This window comes from Diaphorobacter sp. J5-51, from assembly GCF_001023515.1.
Lineage (GTDB): Bacteria > Pseudomonadota > Gammaproteobacteria > Burkholderiales > Burkholderiaceae_C > Diaphorobacter > Diaphorobacter nitroreducens.
Map to the genome: position 1 here is coordinate 33,535 of NZ_JSYI01000101.1, position 18,589 is coordinate 52,123.

The following is an 18,589-nucleotide window of genomic DNA, read 5'->3' on the forward strand; positions in this document are numbered from 1 at the left end:
GACGGCTGTTCGAATCCATGGTCTCGGGCCGGATGGGCGACGGCGGCGACACGCCCCACTTGGGCCTGTTCGTGGTGCGCATATTCGCTCGCTTCCAGGGTGGCGAACTGTACGCCAGAAAGTCTGGCCGGCGCGGTGCGCTCTTGCGCCGTGCTGCGCGTGGTTTCTTAGGGTTGATGAGCCGCCCAGCGGCGCTGCCCACTGGGCGCGGCCAGGCAGTTCAACCGCCCGTGCTGGACATGAAGCGCACGATCTTTTCCGGTGCCTCGCGGAGTTCGTGCTGGCGGGGTTTATGGTGCAACGCGGTGCGGATCGCCGCGGCGATGTCCGCGTCGCTGTGGCCCGTGCGCATCATATGCAGTAGATCGATGCGGTGCTCGGCCCCCAGACACAGATGCAATTCACCGTCCACCGTGATTCGCACGCGGTTGCAGGTATCGCAGAAATGTTGCGACAGGGGCGTAATGAAGCCGATCGAGAAGCCGCGGTCGGGACTGGTGAGATAGCGCGCCGGACCGCCGCCGGGGATGGCGTGGTCGACGAGCCCATGATCGCGCCTGAGCCGGGCGATCAGCGGCTGCAGGTCGCTCGCCCCCACTTGTCGCGCAGTACGCCCCATCGGCATGTTCTCGATGAGGCGCAGGACAAAGCCGTGCGCCCGGCAGTAATCGATCATGGCGTCCACTTCGTCGCCGTTGATCGCAGGGAGCCACACCATATTGATCTTGGTGAGCGCAAAGCCTGCGGCGCGGGCAGACTCCAGGCCGGCCAGCACGTCGCTAAGCGCATCGCGCCGGGTGATCTGCACGAAGCGCTCGCGCGCGAGTGTGTCCAGGCTGACGTTGAGGCGGTCCACGCCCGCCGCCCGAAGCCGCGCCGCGTGGCGCGCAAGCTGCGTGCCGTTGGTGCTGAGGGAAAGGTCGCGCAGCCCGGCGTTGCCCTTCAGACGTCGCGCCAGCTCGTTGATGCGCGCGCGCAGAAGCGGCTCGCCCCCGGTGAGGCGGATGCGCGACACTCCCAGCGTAACGAAGATGCGCGCCACCCGCTCGAGCTCGTCGAAGGAAAGCCAATGGGCCGGCGGCTCGTAGTCGTCGAACTCCGGCGGCATGCAATAGGTACATCGCAGGTCGCAGCGGTCGGTGACCGACAGGCGCAGATAATCGATCCGTCGCCCGCAGGCGTCGATGAGCTCAGCCATGATGGATGCGGGGCCTGATCGAAGTGAGCCTTCGCTCGACGACCCGTGTCGGCCAACAGGCAGAAGCCGTAAGAGCCATCATCATGCGAACACCGCCATGGAATGGATGCGGGCGGCGGGATGCCGCCCGCGGGTGGCTCGATCGAGAAGCGGCTGCGACTGCAGCGTCATGCCGGCGAGGCGGTATCCCCGTGGGCATGCAGCCCGAGTCGCGAGCCCGGTTGCGCCTTCAGAAGCTCAGCTGCCACCACTCCATGGTCACCGCCTTGAGGCCGTCCCGTTCCTGGTTTTCCCCGTCCCACGCGGCGAAGGCGATCGGCATGGTGCGTCGCCCCTGCAGGTCGGCGCCTTCCTCGGCCTTGACCCGCAGCGGACGGCTGATGACGATTTCCCAGCCCTCGCGGGTGCGCGTCGCCGTGCTGCGCAAGTCCTCTGTCGGCACCGGCGTTGCGGTGCCGAAGCCCTTGGCGACCAGGTTCTGGGTGCGGCCGTCCGCACGCCAGTGCCACACATTGACGGGATTCTCGGGGTCGCCCATGAAGGCCAGCGTGGTGTCCTTGCCATTCACCGGGAACTGCACCGCGGCACCATCGACGAATTGGTCGGTATCCTTGATTTCCGTATTGGCCGTGGCATCACGCCAGGCCAGCTTGACGAATAGCCGGTCGCCCGCGCGGACGGCCTGGGCGGTCATCTGCTGGGTGAGGGCGGCGCCGACGATCGAGGCGTGGCCCGGGAAGGCCGTCTGCAGGGCCACCTGACCTGCCGGCGCCTTCTTCCACACCGCTGCCTGGGGCGAAGCGGCGTCGCCGCTCTTCACCGACAGGACCTGGATGGTGCGCTGCGCTTCGGGCGCAGCGTCCGCCGCGGCTGCCGCCCCCGCCGTCAATCCGGCAGCGGCGGCGAGGCTCATCGCCGCCATTCGCTTCATCATCATGCTGGATGTTCTCATTGCATTTCTCCCAGTTTCGGTGCTTGCTCGCCGAGCCGGCTGCGGTGGGTCTCCACCAGTTCGCCCAGGGCAGGGCCGAACTGCGCGTAGGCGCTATCGGTCGCTTCGAGGCGGCGGCGGAATTCGGGCAGCCACGCCGCCAGATGCCGTTCGAGGAAATCCCGCGCCGCACGGCGGAACGGTTCGGCGTCGCGCCCGTCGCGCAGGGCGGCGTGTTCCTGCAGGCACAGCCAGGCCAGAAACTCCAGTTCCGTGACCAGATGGTCGGGATACTCCCGGTCGTCCTGGTTGAGGTGGGCGTCGAAGTACTCGTAGTAGCGGAGCAGTTCCTGAAGGATGCCGTCGCGTCCGAGGTCCGGGCGATTCTGCCCTTCGTACAGCGACAGGGGCGCCTTGCCGACCCCGGTCTCGAATGCCGCGATGTATTCCGCCTCCAGCTCTTCCCGGGGAAGTGCAGGATCCACCAGGCCGGTCTCGGTCAGCCGGTGCCAACGTTCTGCGTCCGGGTAGGAGAAGATCTGAGCCATCGCCAGATAACCGCCGGCAAGCGCTTCGGGGTTGTAGATCAGCGCGTTCATATTCCGTACCTGTCCTTGTTGGTGAATCCGATGAGGATGTCGGTCAGCTCCGAGGGCTGAGCCTGTCGGCGCTTCTGCATCTCGCGACCGAGGATCGCCAGCGCCTCCTTCGTGCGTGGCCCGAACAACGCTTCCAGGTCCTCGATGGGGATACGCGGCTTGTCGGAAAGCCGGCCATCTTCCTCGAAGGGCGGCGGCGTGACGTTCATGGGCGGCACGTAGAAGACGTTGGGCTCGGTGCCGTACTCGGCATGCAGCGGCAGCGCGATCTTCCACTTGTCCACCAACTTGTAGATCGGCCCGTCCTGGTCGTCGCGGTAGCCCCAGAAGCGGATCCGCCCCGAGCACTGCTTGACGCACGCCGGCGCCTCGCCCTTTTCGACGCGCGGGTAGCAGCCGATGCACTTCTCCGAACGCCCCTTCTGCAGGTTGAAGTACATCTTGCCGTAGGGGCAGGCCTTGACGCAGTAGCGGTAGCCCTTGCAGCGCGTCTGATCCACCACCACCAGGCCGTCCTCCGGACGTTTGTAGATCGCCTTGGTCGGACAGGCCGCCAGACAGGCCGGATTGGAACAGTGATTGCAGATGCGCGGCAGGTAGAAGGAATGGTTGTTCGGGAAGTCGCCCGCGCCCTCGTCCTCGTCCCAGTTCGGACCCCAGGTCGCTTTCTCATGGGGCACTACCTGGTCGGCCTTCCCTTCGAGCAGGACTTCGTGAAGGTTGAAGTCCCCGACGCGCCCGCCGTAGTCGGCCATGATCGGGATGATGCCGTTGGTTTTGAGATTGCCATCGTTATCGAAGCCACCGCCCTTCTGCTCCCAGTTCTTCGGATAGCCCTTGCCGGGGCGGGTCTCCACATTGTTCCAGTACATGTACTCGCGGCCGTCGCGATTGGTCCACAACTGCTTGCAAGCCATGGTACAGGTGTGGCAGCCGAGGCACTTGTTCAGGTCGAATACGTAGGCCAACTGTCTCTGACTCATGATCTGGTTCCTCAGGCTTTCTCGACGTCGACCGTCGTTTCGTAGAAGATCCGGTTAGGGTTGAACGCCCCGGACGTGAATTTGATGTGGCCGTAGCCGCCCACGAGTTCCAGCGGGTTGATGAGCTCCGAACTCACGCTGTTGTAGTGGGTCATGTTCTTGTACTGGTACTGCTCCCAGCCATGCTCGGTAAAGAGCATGTTCTCGGGCAGCGCCGGCATGGCCTTCGCCATGGCGAAGAACTCGCCCGACGAGTTGAAGATGCGGACCATGTCGCCATCCTTGATTCCCTTGGCGGCCATCGCTTTGGGGTTCATGCGCACGTCCGGCTCGCCGCGCTGGTGACGCAGCATCCATTGCTCGGTGCGCGCGAAGGAGTGGATGCCCCACCGGGTATGCGGCGAGTTGCGGACGAAGGGATACTTCTTCGGCCCGAGCACACCGCCGCGGTATTGCGGTTTGGGCACGGTTGCGTCGAGGCGCTGGAACCAGTCGTGGTCGACATAGAACTGCAGACGGCCGGTGAGCGTGGCGTAGGGCTTCTTGTCGGTGACGTTCACCGTGAAGGGACGGTACGGCTTGTCCTTCGGCACGGGGGCCGTCTTGCCCGCCGAAGGGCCGACCGCGACGAAGCCCTTCGTCATCGCCTCTTCGTAGGTGCCCGGCCCCAAAGCCTTTGAGCTTTCCATGACGAAGCGCACCGCCTGCTCGTCGCCGGCCACCTTGCCGTCCATGGTGAATTCATCGTAGACCTTGTCGAAGTCGATGAAGCTCTTGATCTCCGGATCCTCGACCCGTCCGATGCCGCGCGCCTTGGCCCGCTCCTGGATTTTGGCCGCGAGCGCGACGAGGATCTGCCAGTCGGTCTTGCGCTCGTACATCGGCTTCACCGGCTGGCCGAAGGCGTGGATGAAGCGGGTGACCGAGGTCTCGCGAATGTCCAGCTTCTCGGTATTGCCCGCCGCCGGCAGGACGATGTCTGCGTACATCGCGCCGGAATTGAGGCGGAAATCGACCACCACGTTGAGCTCGCAGCGCTTGAGGAAGTTATCCCGCAGATTCTCGTAACCGTTCGAGGTGGCGAACATGTTGATGCCGCCGGTGATGCTGACCACCGGGTTCTTGATGGACTGCCATTTCGGCATCCAGCCCTTGGCCTCCGATTCGAGGCGCATCGCCTCCATGTCGTCGACGCCGAAGCCCAGCTCGGCACGCAGCTGCCCGTCGTCGTAGTAAGCCTTCGAGCGCTTGTATTGCTCGCCCCACACCCATTGCGCCAGCACTGCGGAGACACTGCGTCCGGGACGCCCTTCAACGGTGCCCAGCGCCTTGCCACCTTCAAGCTTCCAGCCCTCGTAGGTGGTATCGATCGAACCCGTGGTGCCGTGGTGGCCAATGAGCGTCAGGATGAGGATCTTCAGGCGCCCGCACTGGAAGCCGTCCATGTGCTTCTGGTTGTTGTAGCCGTCGAGGATGCGCAGGGCCTTGCACTCGGCGATCCAGCCGGCCAGCTGACGCACCACCGAGGGATGCACACCGGTGGTCGCCTGGGTGGATTCTGGCGTGTAGGGGGCGATCTCCTTCTTCAGGCGCTCGAACACCGTCGTGACTTCGATGTCACCGGCCTTGAACGTGCCCTCGAGCGCGGGATCAACGGCGCCCAGGCTGAGGGTCTTGTCCTTGGATCCCATGCTGCCCGGTGCGGGGGCCACCTTGCCGGTCTTCGTGTCCCAGACGTAGAAGATCTCGTCGCTGCCCTCCGCATTGAAGTCCTTCTCGCGCAGAAACTTGCCGTTGTCGGTGCGCACCAAGAAGGGAAGGTCCGTCTGTTCCTTGAGGTAATCTGCCTTGTAGTGCTTGCCGGCGATCAGCACGTTGACGATCGCCGATGCCAAATGGGCATCGGTGCCGGAGGCCACCGGCACGAAGAGATCTGAATGGATGGACGAAGGGTTGTAGTCGGCCGAGATGTTCACCAGCCGTGCGCCGTTGTACCGTGCCTCCATCAGGAAGTGGGCGTCCGGAATCCGCGTAACGATCGGATTCTTGTGCCACATCAGGATGAGGTCCGAAGTAAACCAGTCGTCGAAGGTCGACACCGTCCGCGCGGGCACCCGTACCGTCTGGATGCCGGGGTAAAGGTCGCCCGTCATCGAGGAGACGTCGGGACTGATGGCGCCCAGGAGCTTCGCCATCCGCGTGTAAGCCGTGTTGCTGATGACAGCGAAAGGCCGCTTCGGCATGTAGATGTTGCCCGGGCCCCGATTCACCGTGGTGTCAATGATCTTGTCGGCGATTTCCGTGAGCGCCTCGTCCCACGAGACGCGCTTCCATTGGCGCGCGCCGCGCTCGCCCACCCGCTTCAGCGGCCACTTGAGGTGATCCGGCTGCTTGGACCACGAACAGTACACCGCGCCCTTCTGACAGCCGCGCGGGTTCATGTCCGGAATGCCGGGCAGTTGCGGATAAGCGCTGATCTGCTCCTCGCGCATCGGGATGCCGTTCTTCACGAAAACGTTCCAGGCACAGCCGGCCACACAGCCGTTGGAGTGCGTCATGACGCCGACCGAGTCCCAAGTCCACTCGTTGCGATACAGGTCTTCCCAGTCGCGATAGGGGTAGTCCTTGAGCGGATCCTCGATCGGCTGGATCTTCGAGAAGGCCCACAGGCTCGAGGGCGCGGCCGCGCTCGCGAGCGCGCCCAGGGAGAACTGCAGGAATCTACGGCGGCTGGTGCCGTCAGCGGGACTGTTCATGACTTTCCTCACTCGATTGCGTCCGGGTAGGTAACAGTGCATTCACTGTTGGCGTACTTTGTTGATGGTGATCAAACATGCGACATGTCAGTAACTTCTGATATTTTTCCTGCATCTTCTTCGAAATCCTCGTAAATCCATAAGCAATATCACGGATGATCTGTGCCGGCCGGCTGACCTTGCCTTGTTCATGCTGCAGCCTTCCGTCCTGCGGAGCAGTTCAATGCATGACTCCCGGGTCGATACGCGCGCGGTGAGCCTCGGTGGGCAAGAAACCGGCACAAGGTTTGCGTCTTCTCCTGTTGAATCAAAGCCACAATCAATTCATGGTTTTGGATAGTCCTATGCATAAACCGGGCCAACACTCAAAAATGGGACGCAAGCGCATGAAAACTCAGGAAACTTCTCGAACTGAAAGCGCACGTTGGGCTTGGAACGGTGCTGTTGGTACAGAGAACGGTTGCCGCGCCAGGTTGGCGGGGTTACCTTGGCGTAACAAGACTGGAAAAAAGCTCATTTGGGGTTACGAACTCGTAACAGCGACACGCATGAAGACCTGGATCGCCGCCGTTCTAGTCCTGCTCTTCGGGGCGCTCGCTCCGGATGCCGGCGCCGCGCATCAGGCACCAGTGCGGATCGGACTGACCGCGACCTTCCCGAACGATCAATACCGTGCCCTCGAAGAGTGGCGCCGTTACCTGGAGCGCCGCCTCGAGCGCCCGGTGGAGTTCGTCCGGCGTGACAGCTACGCCGAAGCGATGGATCTGCTTCGCTTGCAGAAGATCGATTTCGCGTGGGTCTGCGAATATCCCTTCGTGTTCTTCAAGGGACAGATGAAGCTTCTGGCGATACCGCTGTATCGGGGACGCCCCTACTACCAGTCCTACCTGATCGTGCCGGCCGGCGACCGCAGCACGCGTTCGATCACGCAGCTCGAGGGGACCGTCTTCGCGTACGCCGACCCGTACTCCAACACCGGCTACTTGAGTCCCCGCTTCGACTTGCAGCAGGCGGGCTACGACCCCCAGCAGTTCTTTCGCAAGACGATCTTCACTTGGTCACATCGCAAGACGGTGGAGGCGGTGGCCTCGGGTCTCGCTCAGGGCGGAGCGGTGAGCAGCCATGTGTGGGAAACCCTGTCCACCGTCAAACCCGAGCTCACCGCCGCCACGCGGGTGGTGGCGACATCGGCGGAGTTCGGCTTTCCACCGTTTGTAGCGCGCACCGAGATCGGTGCTGCGGTATTCGACGACCTGCAGCGAGTGCTGCTGACAATGAGCGAGGACGAGGACGGCAGGCGACTGCTGCGTCAACTAAACCTCGACGGTTTCATGCGCGGTGATCCCGCCCTGTATGACCGGGTCGATTCGATGATTCGGAGCTTCAGCGCGCAATGAGAAGGTGGTTCGATCTCAGCTTCCGCTACAAGGTCCCACTCTGGGGAAGTGCCCTCATCGTCATTGCGGCATTGGCGGTATCCGCGGCGTTCATGGCCCAGGCGTACGACGATCTTCGCCGGGATCTGGTCGACAGCTCCGCGAGCCTAGGGCGGGCGTTGGCCAGGAACGTGTTCCCGGCCATGCTCAACGACGAAGTGTGGCGCGCCTTCGAGATCATTCGCGCGCCATTGTCTGCTACGCCCGGGGACAGCACGGTTCAACCGGAGATCCTTCTCGCTCTGGACCAGCGTCAGCAGGTCTTCGTGGCGACCGATCCTGCTACTGCCCCGTTATCGATCCAGATGTCGGAGATCGGGGGTGACTATCCCGCCTTGGCGCGCCAACTCGCCGCCGCATCGGAGACTGCGACGGTTGAGCACATTGGGGCGCAGCACCTCTATGTCGCCGTGCCGATCGCCGACGACGGCATGCGGCTGGGCACGCTGGTCGTCGTGCATTCGAAGGACGTATTCCTCCCGCGCTTTTGGAGCGTCGCACGCCGCGGTGCGCTCACCGGCCTGCTCGTGCTTGCGCTGCTGCTGCCAATCAACTGGTACTGGGGACGGCGCATGGCGGGCCCCTTGGTGGATCTGGCACGAAGCATCGACAGCGTGTCGGAGGGCGTCCCGCATACGCCCCCTCCCGCGGACTACCCCTATCGCGACGAGCTCGGGCGCCTGTTCGACGCCTACGGCCTGATGGTGCGGACGCTGCAGGACAAGAACCGGCTCGAAAAGGAGATGATCCGCTCCGAGCGCCTCGCGGCGATCGGCCGCCTATCCGCCGGAGTCGCGCACGAGATCAACAATCCTCTCGGTGGAATGCTGGTGGCGCTCGACAACTTCAAGCGCCGCGGCGGCCACGACGAGCGCACCCTGAAGACCGTCGCAATGATCGAGCGCGGCCTTTCCCAGATCCGCGACACGGTGGGCGCTATGTTGGTCGAGGCCAAGGTGAAAAGCCGGGACTTCGGGCCGCAGGACCTCGACGACCTCATCACGCTGCTGGCCGCCGAAGCGCGCAAGCGAAAGGTGACGGTCGACATCGACAGCAATTTGTCGGAGAAGGTACCGCTGCCCGCCACGCTGTTGCGCCAGATCCTCATGAACCTACTGCTCAACGCGATACAGGCATCCGATCCCTCCGCGGAGGTGCGCTGCACGGTTCGTCACGCCGACGGCACCATCATCGTGGAGACTTTCAACACCGGCCGCCCCATCCCCGAGGAGGTCATGAGCCACCTCTTCGAGCCCTTTGCGACGGGAAAGGAGAATGGCTCGGGACTAGGGCTCTGGGTGACTTATCAGATCGTTTCACAACTGGGCGGGCAAGTCGTGGCCGAGCGCCTCGAGGAGACGACGCGCTTTCGCGTCGTCCTGCCGGCAGGAGAATCAGCATGACAGCGAGTACGTTGCGCATCTGTCTCGTTGAGGATGACGAGCTCATGGGCGAGGCGTTGAGCGAACGCTTCGAGATGGAAGGCCTCGCGTGCGACTGGCATCCGCGCGGCAAGGATGCGCTGCTGGCCTTGCAGCGCCGTCGCTACAGCATCGTCGTAAGCGACATTAATCTGCCCGACATCAGCGGCGAAGAGCTCTTCATCACCCTGCGCGAAGCGCGCACCGATCTGCCGCCCTTCCTCTTCATGACCGGCTACGGCGCGATCGACCAGGCCGTGCGGCTGCTCAAGCTCGGTGCCGCCGATTATGTTGCCAAGCCACTCGATGTTGACGCCCTTGTGCAGCGCATCCGCACACTGGGGAGGCCATTGGAGCCGGCCGGCGAAGCCCAGGACGGACTTGGGCTCTCCCCCGCCATGCAGGCCATCGACCGCATGCTGGGCCGCCTCGCGACCTCCGACGGCACAGTGCTCATCACAGGGGAATCGGGCGTGGGCAAGGAGCAGGTCGCCCGGCGCCTCCACGCCTTGGCGGACGGCGGGCGAGCGCGGCCCTTCGTGGCGGTCAACTGCGGCGCCATCCCGGACACCCTTCTCGAAGCGGAGCTTTTCGGCTTCGAGAAGGGGGCATTCACCGGCGCCATCAAGGAGCGCCGCGGTTATTTCGAGCAGGCCGACGGGGGCACCCTGTTTCTCGACGAAGTTGGCGACATGCCGCCCGCAATGCAGGTCAAGCTTCTGCGCGCGATCCAAGAGCGCACGATCACCCGCGTGGGTGCGGAGAACCCGTTCGAGGTGGACGTCCGCCTCGTTTGTGCCACCCACGAGGACCTCCACCGCCTCGTCGAGACCGGCCGTTTCCGCGAAGACCTCTATTACCGGATCAACGTCATCCACCTGCCCATTCCGCCGCTGCGGGAGCGTCGCGAGGACATTCTGTGGCTGGCACGGCGTTTCCTTGCGGAACAATCGGACAAGCGCGGCGGTACACCTTTTGCCCTCAGTGCGACTGCGGAACGCGGCCTTCTGGCCCATCCCTGGCCCGGCAACATCCGCGAACTGAAACACGCCATCGAGCGCGCCTGCATTCTCAGTGAACGCCCACAGATCAGCCCCGAAGCGCTGCTGGGCGAGGCGCTACAGCCAGCCTTGAGCGGGGCTCTCGACGGTGAAACCCTGGCTGGGCATCTTGAGCGCTGTGAGAAACGCTACCTCGAACAAGCCCTGTCACTGCAACAGTGGCGAATCGGCGATACCGCGGAAGCACTTGGCATCAGCCGCAAGACGCTCTGGGAGAAGATGAAGAAGCATGGCATTGCCGAACCGGCGCGTTGACGTCTCCCGGCTATCGGTCGGCAAGCCCCCGCCACGCGGCAATCAGCCCGGCGGCGCGCGCGAGCAGACGGCGCCTGCGGCCGCCTGCCGCCCGCGCTGTGCCGCGCCCTAGGGATTGCCGAACTGCTCGCGAAGGAACGGCAGCATCGCGTCGACCACTTCCGGGGCGTCCGTGGTGGTGGCGTTGTAGTCGAAATAGATTGGCAGCGTCGCGCTCATTTCTCCAGGTCCCGCCTCTTCTGCTCGTACTCCTCGCGGTCGATTTCACCACGCGCATAGCGCTCCTGCACGATCTCCAGCGGTGTCTTCTCCCGCGGCAGCTCGCCCCCCCCCNCCAGCGCCACGATCCCGGCCACTACCAGGACCAGCACCAGGGCCCAGAACAGGATCATGAAGAGGAAGCCGAACCCCATGCCCCATCCGCCGAAGTCATCCCACTGACCCATCATGTCCGTGCCCTCCATGCGCCGCGGCGCCAGGCCGGCACTGCCGCCTGCATCCGCCGCTCAATGCCCACGACCGCCAGCAGCGCCACCACAAGGAGGGGCACGACCGGCATGTTCAGGGCCATCCAGGCGAAGCGGTCATAGCACCAGCCGGACGAGCGCGTGGTCGCGGCGACGAGGCCGACGATCGCGAACTCGATGACTGCCTGCACCTTCACCTGCTCGGCCGGACGATAGGTCTGCGTCAGCAGTGGGGTACCGCCGACGAAGGGGGAGTTCCGGCCCATGGCCCGTTCCCTTCACGACGACGTCCGCGCCAGCGTTTCACGCATCCGGAGCGCTGCGACGACGCCGGACAGGAAGGTTAGCGCCGCCACCAGCCAGACCGCCACGCCCAGGCCGAACAAGTCGGCCGTGAGACCCGCCAGCAGCGCGCCGACCGCGTAGCCGAGATCGCGCCACAGCCGGTATACACCCACCGCGGAGGCGCGCCAGGTGGGATGCGCGACGTCGCCGATGGCGGCGAGCAGGGTCGGATAGACCATCGCGGTGCCGAGTCCGAGCAGCACCGCGCCGAGCCCGAAGACGGCGAAGTCCGTTCCGGCCGCAGTGATCGCGATGCCTGCCGCCTGCACCCACATGCCGCACACGATCAGCCCCTTGCGGCCGATGCGGTCGGAGAGCGCGCCGGTGAATATCTGCGTGATGCCCCACACGGCAGGATAGATCGCGGCGAGCATGCCGATCTGTGCGAGCGTCATCCCCGCGGCGGCGAACAGCAGTGGAAAGAGCCCCCAGGCCATGCCGTCGTTGAGGTTGTTCACCAGCCCCGCCTGGCTCACGCTGGAGAGATTGCGGTCGCTGAGCGAGGTGCGGCGGAAGATCTCGCCCTGCGTCGGCCGGTCGTCCGCCTCCGTCCCGTGGTGGGTGCGCACCTCATGGGCGACGTGGTGGCGGGACTCACGCACCGCGAACACCGACAGCGCCAGCCCTAGGACGACGTAGCCCACGCCGAGATAGAAGGGCTCGGGGCGCAGCCCGTGGGTGGTCGCCAGCCAGCCAGTGGCGAGCGCGCTGGCGGCGACCGCGAAGTAGCCCGCGAACTCGTTCAGGCCCATCGCCAGGCCGCGTTGCTTGGGCCCCACCAGGTCGATCTTCATGATCACGGTGGTGGACCAGGTGAGCCCCTGGCTCACGCCCAGGAGCACGTTGGCGGCCAACACCCAATTCCAGTCGGGCGCCCACATGAGCATGAAAGGCACCGGGATTGCCGCCAGCCAGCCGGCGACGAGCACGTGCTTGCGTCCGAAGCGATCGGACAGCCGCCCGGCGAAGTAGTTGGTGAGCGCCTTGGTGATGCCGAAGACGACGATGAAGGAGAGGATCGCGGTGCGCGCCGCGATGCGGAACTCCTCCTCGGCGATGGCGGGCAGGATGCTGCGCTCCAGGCCCACCATCGCGCCGACGAAGGCATTGACCAGCACCAGCAGCGCAAACTGGCCGAGGTTCTCGCGCAGGCCGAGGCGGATCGGCACCGAGGCGGTATGCATCGCTCAGTCCGCGAGGCCGAGGTTGGCGCGCATCATCGCGTCCATTTCGGCAGGCCGGGGCGGAATCTCCCGCGTCAGATCGTCGATGAAGGCCGCACGATCCATCGTCAGCGCCGGGTTCCAGCGTTTTTCGAAACCCAGCGTCGACGAGGGCTTGCCGGACAAGCCCGCACCACACACGCTGCCCGCCTGGTGACCGGGAAAGATCTCCAGCACATCGGGCAGCGGCAGCAGCTTCGCGTGCAGGCTGTCGTAAAGGATGCCGGCCGTCTCAGATTCCCGCCCGGCGAGATCTGGCCGGCCCGCGGCGCCGACGAACAGGGTATCGCCGGTGAGCACGAACCAGGGCGCCGCACCCCGGCGCATGTCGGTCGCCAGCAGGCAGACGCTGTCGGGCGTGTGGCCGGGCGTGTGGAGCACCTTCACCTTGACGTTGCCGACGTCGAGGATCTCGCCGTCGCCCAGCGGTTGGAAATCGAACTTCACGCGCCCGGCGTTCGATTCGTGCAGACAATAGGGTGCGCCCACCCTTTGCGCCAGCGTGCGGCCACCCGAGTAGTGGTCGGCGTGGACGTGGGTGTCGATCACGTAGCATATGTCGACCGCGGCCTTGCGCGCCTCCTCGATGAACCAGTCTTCGTCGCCCGCGACAACGTCGACCGCCACCGCCTTGGCATGCCCGGCACAGCCAAAGAAGTACGAGAGCGAGGACTCCCGGGTTGCGAGCTGCCTGAAGAACATGTTCGATCCCCCTAGACTAAGAGCGTATTGTCCGCTCGATGGTCCACTGCACGAGTGCGCCTGTGCAGACGCGCTTTCATTCGACAGGGCCGGGTAAAGCAAAACCCCCGACGCGCACGGCCCGGTTACTTTTCGGCGGCGACAACGAGAAACGCGCCATGGAGAAACGCATTCGGCGTCAGCTGTTCCACCAACCGGGCAGTTCTCGATCCGCCTGGAATGAAGACCGCACTTTTCAGTTCGAATCGGCCGATCGGTAGAGACGCGAGCGAGCGGCGGATTTCCTTCTCGGTGTGCCAATGGGCGCCTTGATAAGCGCCCGTACCGCCGTAGCGCCCCTTTTCGCGCCATAACAAGCTACTCCTATTCAAGAGCCCGATGGCAAACCGGCGCCGGGTGACACGGTTGATTTCTCTGAACGCGCGTGACCAGTCCTGGATGAAACACAAAGCGGTAACCGAGAATACGCAGTCAAAGGTTTCGTCAGCAAACGGCAGACGCAGCGCATCAGCCTGCACATAGTTCGACGAGGAATCTCTCTGAATGGCGAACTTCAGCCACGATAGGTCGAGGTCGACACCGGTCATCTTCAAGGACGCGTGAGCGGCAAGCCGCCGCGTGAACCAGCCTGTACCACATCCCACATCAAGAACTCGCTCGCCGTGCCGAGGGCCGAGCAACCGCACAAGCAAACCATACTCGGTTTCGCCGATCCAGCGACCCCGTTCGCTGTCATACCACGCGTCGTAGTCGGCGGGGTTCAAGGTTCTACCAATCGACGCCAAGCCAGAACCAGTGCGCTTGCCGCCCGTTCAACGTCATCCATCGATGTTGGCCATCCGGTCGACAGCCGCACGGCGCCGGTCGCGCGCGCGGCATCGCAACCGATGGCCGCAAGAACGCCGCTCACGGCATCTCCGGCGGAATGGCAAGCCGAACCGACCGAGGCTGCGACATGCTCGCTCGCGGCCTGCAGCAATGCGCGGCCGCTGACGCTGGGAAAGGAGACGTGAAGGGTGTTGGGCAGGCGTTCGGTCGGATGGCCGTTGAGGACGAGCCCGGGAACGGCGGCCTGAAGCCGCTCTTGCAGCGCGTCCCGCGTCGCCCGCAACCGCGCATCAACTGACGGCAAGCGCCCGCGCGCCAGGCGCGATGCAGCGCCCAGGCCGGCGATGGCGGGGACGTTCTCGGTGCCGGGGCGCAACCCGTGCTCCTGACCCGCCCCGAACAGGATGTTGACGATCGGCGTGCCCCGGCGTACGTACAGCGCGCCAATGCCTTTCGTTGCATAAAATTTGTGCCCGGCAAGCGTCAGGAGATCGACGCCGAGCGTTTCGACGTCGACCGGGATCTTGCCGACGGACTGCGCAGCGTCGGTGTGCAGCAAGATTCCGTCTCGTCTCGTGATGTCCGATATTTCCCGGATCGGCTGCATCGTCCCGATCTCGTTGTTGGCGTGCATGATCGATACCAGCGCCGTGTCGGGTCGCAATGCCGCTTTCACGTCGGCGGCCGACACACGGCCAAAGCCATCGACCGGAACCACCGTCAACGCCCACCCCTCGCGCTTCAACTGCAGCGCGGGCTCCATGACTGCCGGGTGCTCGATGGCGCTCACGACCAGATGCCGCTTTGTAGCTTGAAGCTTTCGGGCAACCCCCAGGAGCGCCAGGTTGTTCGCTTCGGTCGCACACCCGGTGAAGCACACCTCGTCGGAGTCAGCAGCGCCGATCAGTTCCGCCACTGCGGCACGGGCGTCCTCAACCGTTGCATGCGCCTCCCGCCCGAGGGAATACGAGGAGGAAGGATTGCCGTACGTTGCAACCATGCTGCGCATGGCTGCCTCGACAACCTCTGGCGCCACTGGCGTGGTGGCGTTGTAGTCGAGATAGACCGGCGGCGTCATTGCAGCGCCTGCTCGAGATCGGCGATCAAGTCCTCGGCGTCCTCCAGCCCGATCGAAAGACGCAACATGGCGTCCGAGATGCCACGGCGTGCGCGCTCCTCGGGCGTCAGGCCATGGTGTGTCGTCGTGCAGGGCTGCGTCACGAGACTTTCGGCGCCGCCAAGGCTGGCCGCCAAGGCAAAGAGCTCCAGACGGTCGGCCACGCGGGTTGCGCCCTCCCCATCGCCTGCCACTTCGATGGTGAGCATTCCGCCAAAGCCGTGCATCTGTGTCTTTGCCAAGCCGTGACCAGAAAAATCCGGTAAGCCCGGGTAGAACACGCGCTTTACCTTCGGGTGCCGTGCCATGGCTTCGGCAACGGCCAGCGCCGACGCATTTTGCTGTCGCACTCGAACGACCAGAGTCCGCAGACTCCGCGACAGCAGCGATGCAGTTTCGGGTGCGATCATGGAGCCGAGGTTCTTGCGCCAACTCCAGATTGGCAATAACAGGTCCTTAGCCCCCATGATGGCACCCGCGGTCAGGTCGCTGTGACCGCCCAGATACTTGGTGGCGCTATGCACCACGAAATCAGCCCCGAGTTCGAGCGGGCGCTGATTGACTGGAGAAGCAAAGGTATTATCCACTGCGACTCGGGCACCGTAGATGTGGGCCTTCGCCGCGATGGCCCGGATGTCGAAGAGTTCGAGTGCGGGATTTGTCGGCGTTTCGAAGAAGACGAGCTTCGGTCCTTCGGCGAGCAGCTGATCCAGTCGGCTCAGTTCGCTTCCGAGGATGAAATGGGTCTTAATGCCCAACTGAGGCAGTTGGGTTGCAAGCAATTCTAGGGTGCCGCCGTAGGCATCCCCAATACAGACGATGCCGTCCTGGCCGTAGGTCAAGAACAACGCCGTTTCCGCCGCCATGCCCGAGCAGAAGGCCCAGGCGAGTTCAGCGCCTTCCAGACCGGCCAGGGTTTCCTCCAGGGCGAAGATACTGGGATTGAGACCATATCGCGTGTAGAGCGCCCCTGGTTTCATCCCATCTACGACATACAGTAGATCCGCGGTCGAGGGGAAGGCGAAGGTCGTGGTGTTGTAGATCGGCGTATGTGGGCTACCGTGGGCGTCCCGCTGGTTGCTGCCATGAATGGCACGGGTAGCTAGACCCCGGGCGTCTTCGCTATGCATAGTACTTTCTCCGATACGAAAATGATCGACTCCGGGGCCCTGCTTCAGGGATTCAACGGAACATCCATCGGCTGGATGATGCTAAATGCACCGCGAATATCCCCGACCATGTAGTCGGCTGCGCGATCATGCGGATAAGCAGCGCTGGCCTTCTTCCAGGCCGAACTTAGTTTCTCTTTGGGGCCGTGACATGAAAGACACGCATCCTGTGTCCCGATCGCTTGCATGAAACGGAATTGTTTCGTCCCATTGCTGTGGTCCGTGACGCCAGCTCGGGTCATCCCCTGCAAGGATTCCCCATCAATCACCCTGCGTCTGAATTGTTCGAACCCTTCCCGTTCCCACTCGTCCGGCAGCCCGGTCCGCGGATTGCGCGCACGGGTTCCTACGCGGGTGATGCGCCATCCTGTCTTGATTGATGCCCGGTTCAGGACTCCCGGCGCGATCTCTTGGCACACCTTCATTGCACCGTCCAGGCCATTGGCTTCCACCGCTTCCTTCTGGCGAGCAGTTATCTCGGAAATGACTTCCTTTAGAGCTTCCTTAGCTGCAGCCTGCCGCGCCTCGGACTGTTGATCTGCAAATGCGTTCGCGCTGCAAAGCGAAATGAGGACCCATGCTAGGACATTGGGCACAGACGTCGTTTTCATTCGTTTAACCTCTCCTGAAGTAATCGACAAGCTGTCTGCTCAGCCTTGCTTGGTGGCGCAGCTCTTGCAGCCGCAGACCCTATAGAGAGGACAAAAGCCAACAAGCCCCGTCGCAAGTGGTACTACGCCGACCCAGCCCCAGGCGCCGATACTTCCCATCACGGTTGCACCGATCAAGCCGACCCCAAGCAGAACGCGTATGGCGCGGTCCCAGGTTGAAACGTTCTTTTCCATTTCTCTACTCCTTGCTGTTGAGTTGCAGGTTTGAAGACGTGTGCATGCCCTCAGGCTGGCGTTGCCACCGGCCGGAGCCGACGCTCGATGCCGATCGCGGCGATCAAGGCAAGAATCAGCAACGGCACCACGGCCAGGTTGAGCGTGGCCCAGCCAAAACGGTCATAGAGCCAGCCGGCCGATAGCGTCGCGAGCGCCACCAGGCCGAAGATCGAGAACTCGTTGATCGCCTGGACCTTCATCTGCTCCGACGGGCGATACGTCTGGGTGAGCAGCGCCGTACCGCCGATAAAGGCGAAGTTCCAGCCGACACCGAGCAGGATCAAGGCGGACAGGAAGTGCAGAAACTCGACGCCAAGCAACGTGATCCCGACATGCGCGAGCAGCAGGACGAAGCCGGTCTGCATGATGCGGGGCGCGCCGTAGCGTTTGATCAAGTTACCGGTGAAGAACGACGGCGCGAACATCCCGACGACGTGCCACTGAATCACCGGCGTGACGCTGGTCGAGGACAATCCGCACCCGATCATCGCCAGCGGGGTCGCGGTCATCACCATGATCATCACGGCATAGCCGACTGCTGCACCCAGGACCGAAGCGCGCAGCGCCGGTTGCGCGAGGATCTCGCGCAAGGGCCGCGCCGCACCGCCGGCCGCGACGACCACCGGCTTGAGCCGCACGCACGTCAGCAGCGCCAGGGCGATCACGCTGAGTGCGGCCTGGCCGACGTATGATCCGACGAACAGTCCGCTGACGAACCAGTCTCGCCCCCACTGGCCCAGTTGAGGCCCGAGGAACGCAGCGACGACACCGCCCGCGACCACCCACGAGATGGCCCGGCTGACATGAGCTGAATCGACGGCCTCTGCGGCGGCGAACCGGTAATAGTTCGCGAAGCCCTGGTAGCAGCCCAGCAGCAGATGGCCCAGCACGAAGAGTTCGAACGAATGTCGCTGCAATCCGAGCGCGGCGATCGTGCTACCGGAGACCCCAAGCGCAGCGCCGATCAGGAATCCCGTACGCCGTCCAAAGCGGCGCATCAGGATCGCCGCAGGCAGTGACGCAATCGCCGTCCCGATGACCATGACGGCAACAGGCAGCGTCGCGAGACTCTTGTCGGGTGCGAGCCCGCTTCCAAGAATCGCCGCCAGCGCCATGGACATGACGATGGCGGACAGCATCATGGCCTGGCTTGAAGCCAGGAGCAGAACGTTGCGGCTGCCTGGAAACACTTGCCCCCCCTGGATCATTCG

The 18,589-nt window shown here is 64.0% G+C and carries 18 protein-coding genes; 3 read left to right on the forward strand and 15 right to left on the reverse strand.

Going from position 1 to position 18,589, the window contains the following annotated elements; genetic code table 11:
• Positions 1–220 precede the first annotated feature (220 nt).
• The 5 genes from moaA to clrA all read right to left on the reverse strand — a co-directional run bounded on the left by moaA (position 221) and on the right by clrA (position 6,467).
• The gene (gene moaA, locus OX89_RS13650) at positions 221–1,198 is read right to left on the reverse strand and encodes a GTP 3',8-cyclase MoaA (protein ID WP_047351020.1); all 978 of its coding nucleotides are present in this window, start codon (positions 1,196–1,198) and stop codon (positions 221–223) included.
• A 229-nt stretch (positions 1,199–1,427) separates the two neighbouring features.
• On the reverse strand, positions 1,428–2,150 hold the full coding sequence (clrC, locus tag OX89_RS13655; RefSeq protein WP_047351021.1) for a chlorate reductase subunit gamma: 723 nt from the start codon (positions 2,148–2,150) through the stop codon (positions 1,428–1,430).
• On the reverse strand, positions 2,147–2,728 hold the full coding sequence (clrD, locus tag OX89_RS13660; protein ID WP_029133573.1) for a chlorate reductase assembly chaperone protein ClrD: 582 nt from the start codon (positions 2,726–2,728) through the stop codon (positions 2,147–2,149). Before clrD ends, clrC begins: the two co-directional genes overlap by 4 nt.
• Entirely contained in the window at positions 2,725–3,711 is a 987-nt protein-coding gene (locus OX89_RS13665) for a selenate reductase subunit beta (RefSeq protein WP_047351022.1), read from the reverse strand. Before OX89_RS13665 ends, clrD begins: the two co-directional genes overlap by 4 nt.
• An 11-nt stretch (positions 3,712–3,722) precedes the next feature.
• Positions 3,723–6,467, reverse strand: coding sequence for a chlorate reductase subunit alpha (gene clrA, locus OX89_RS13670; protein ID WP_047351023.1), 2,745 nt, complete (start codon positions 6,465–6,467; stop codon positions 3,723–3,725).
• A 548-nt stretch (positions 6,468–7,015) separates the two neighbouring features.
• Between clrA and OX89_RS13675 the strand changes: the two genes are divergently transcribed.
• From OX89_RS13675 to OX89_RS13685, 3 genes are read left to right on the forward strand one after another with little or no spacing between them, the layout of a single operon-like run.
• The gene (locus OX89_RS13675; RefSeq protein ID WP_047351024.1) at positions 7,016–7,864 is read left to right on the forward strand and encodes a PhnD/SsuA/transferrin family substrate-binding protein; all 849 of its coding nucleotides are present in this window, start codon (positions 7,016–7,018) and stop codon (positions 7,862–7,864) included.
• The gene (locus OX89_RS13680; protein ID WP_047351025.1) at positions 7,861–9,306 is read left to right on the forward strand and encodes a HAMP domain-containing sensor histidine kinase; all 1,446 of its coding nucleotides are present in this window, start codon (positions 7,861–7,863) and stop codon (positions 9,304–9,306) included. Before OX89_RS13675 ends, OX89_RS13680 begins: the two co-directional genes overlap by 4 nt.
• On the forward strand, positions 9,303–10,640 hold the full coding sequence (locus OX89_RS13685; RefSeq protein WP_047351026.1) for a sigma-54 dependent transcriptional regulator: 1,338 nt from the start codon (positions 9,303–9,305) through the stop codon (positions 10,638–10,640). Before OX89_RS13680 ends, OX89_RS13685 begins: the two co-directional genes overlap by 4 nt.
• Positions 10,641–10,855: 215 nt before the next feature.
• Here OX89_RS13685 and OX89_RS19165 read toward each other — a convergent pair whose 3' ends face one another.
• From OX89_RS19165 to OX89_RS13730, 10 genes are all read right to left on the reverse strand, one after another.
• Positions 10,856–10,930, reverse strand: a complete 75-nt coding sequence (locus tag OX89_RS19165) for an SHOCT domain-containing protein (RefSeq protein ID WP_234305568.1) — start codon at positions 10,928–10,930, stop codon at positions 10,856–10,858.
• Between the two features lie 155 nt (positions 10,931–11,085).
• Entirely contained in the window at positions 11,086–11,373 is a 288-nt protein-coding gene (locus OX89_RS13695; RefSeq protein WP_047351027.1) for a hypothetical protein, read from the reverse strand.
• A 12-nt stretch (positions 11,374–11,385) separates the two neighbouring features.
• A complete protein-coding gene (locus tag OX89_RS13700; RefSeq protein WP_047351028.1) occupies positions 11,386–12,636 on the reverse strand; it encodes an MFS transporter in 1,251 nt (416 codons plus the stop codon).
• A gap of 3 nt (positions 12,637–12,639) precedes the next feature.
• Positions 12,640–13,377: an MBL fold metallo-hydrolase gene (locus OX89_RS13705; RefSeq protein WP_047351029.1), complete on the reverse strand. Its 738-nt coding sequence runs from the start codon at positions 13,375–13,377 to the stop codon at positions 12,640–12,642.
• A 125-nt stretch (positions 13,378–13,502) separates the two neighbouring features.
• Entirely contained in the window at positions 13,503–14,141 is a 639-nt protein-coding gene (locus OX89_RS13710; RefSeq protein WP_047351030.1) for a class I SAM-dependent methyltransferase, read from the reverse strand.
• Positions 14,138–15,283 (reverse strand): cysteine desulfurase family protein, encoded by a 1,146-nt coding sequence (locus OX89_RS13715; RefSeq protein ID WP_047351031.1) that lies wholly within the window; start codon positions 15,281–15,283, stop codon positions 14,138–14,140. Before OX89_RS13715 ends, OX89_RS13710 begins: the two co-directional genes overlap by 4 nt.
• Positions 15,280–16,452 carry a PLP-dependent aspartate aminotransferase family protein gene (locus tag OX89_RS13720; RefSeq protein WP_047351032.1) on the reverse strand — a complete coding sequence of 391 codons (1,173 nt, stop codon included), beginning with the start codon at positions 16,450–16,452 and terminating at the stop codon, positions 15,280–15,282. The genes OX89_RS13715 and OX89_RS13720 overlap by 4 nt, the downstream gene beginning before the upstream one ends.
• A 44-nt stretch (positions 16,453–16,496) precedes the next feature.
• Entirely contained in the window at positions 16,497–17,102 is a 606-nt protein-coding gene (locus OX89_RS13725; RefSeq protein ID WP_052952274.1) for a DUF3365 domain-containing protein, read from the reverse strand.
• Positions 17,103–17,141: 39 nt separating this feature from the next.
• Positions 17,142–17,336 carry a DUF2892 domain-containing protein gene (locus OX89_RS18235; protein ID WP_084002067.1) on the reverse strand — a complete coding sequence of 65 codons (195 nt, stop codon included), beginning with the start codon at positions 17,334–17,336 and terminating at the stop codon, positions 17,142–17,144.
• 50 nt (positions 17,337–17,386) lie between these two features.
• Positions 17,387–18,520, reverse strand: coding sequence for an MFS transporter (locus OX89_RS13730; protein ID WP_199856248.1), 1,134 nt, complete (start codon positions 18,518–18,520; stop codon positions 17,387–17,389).
• Between the last annotated feature and the right edge of the window lie 69 nt (positions 18,521–18,589).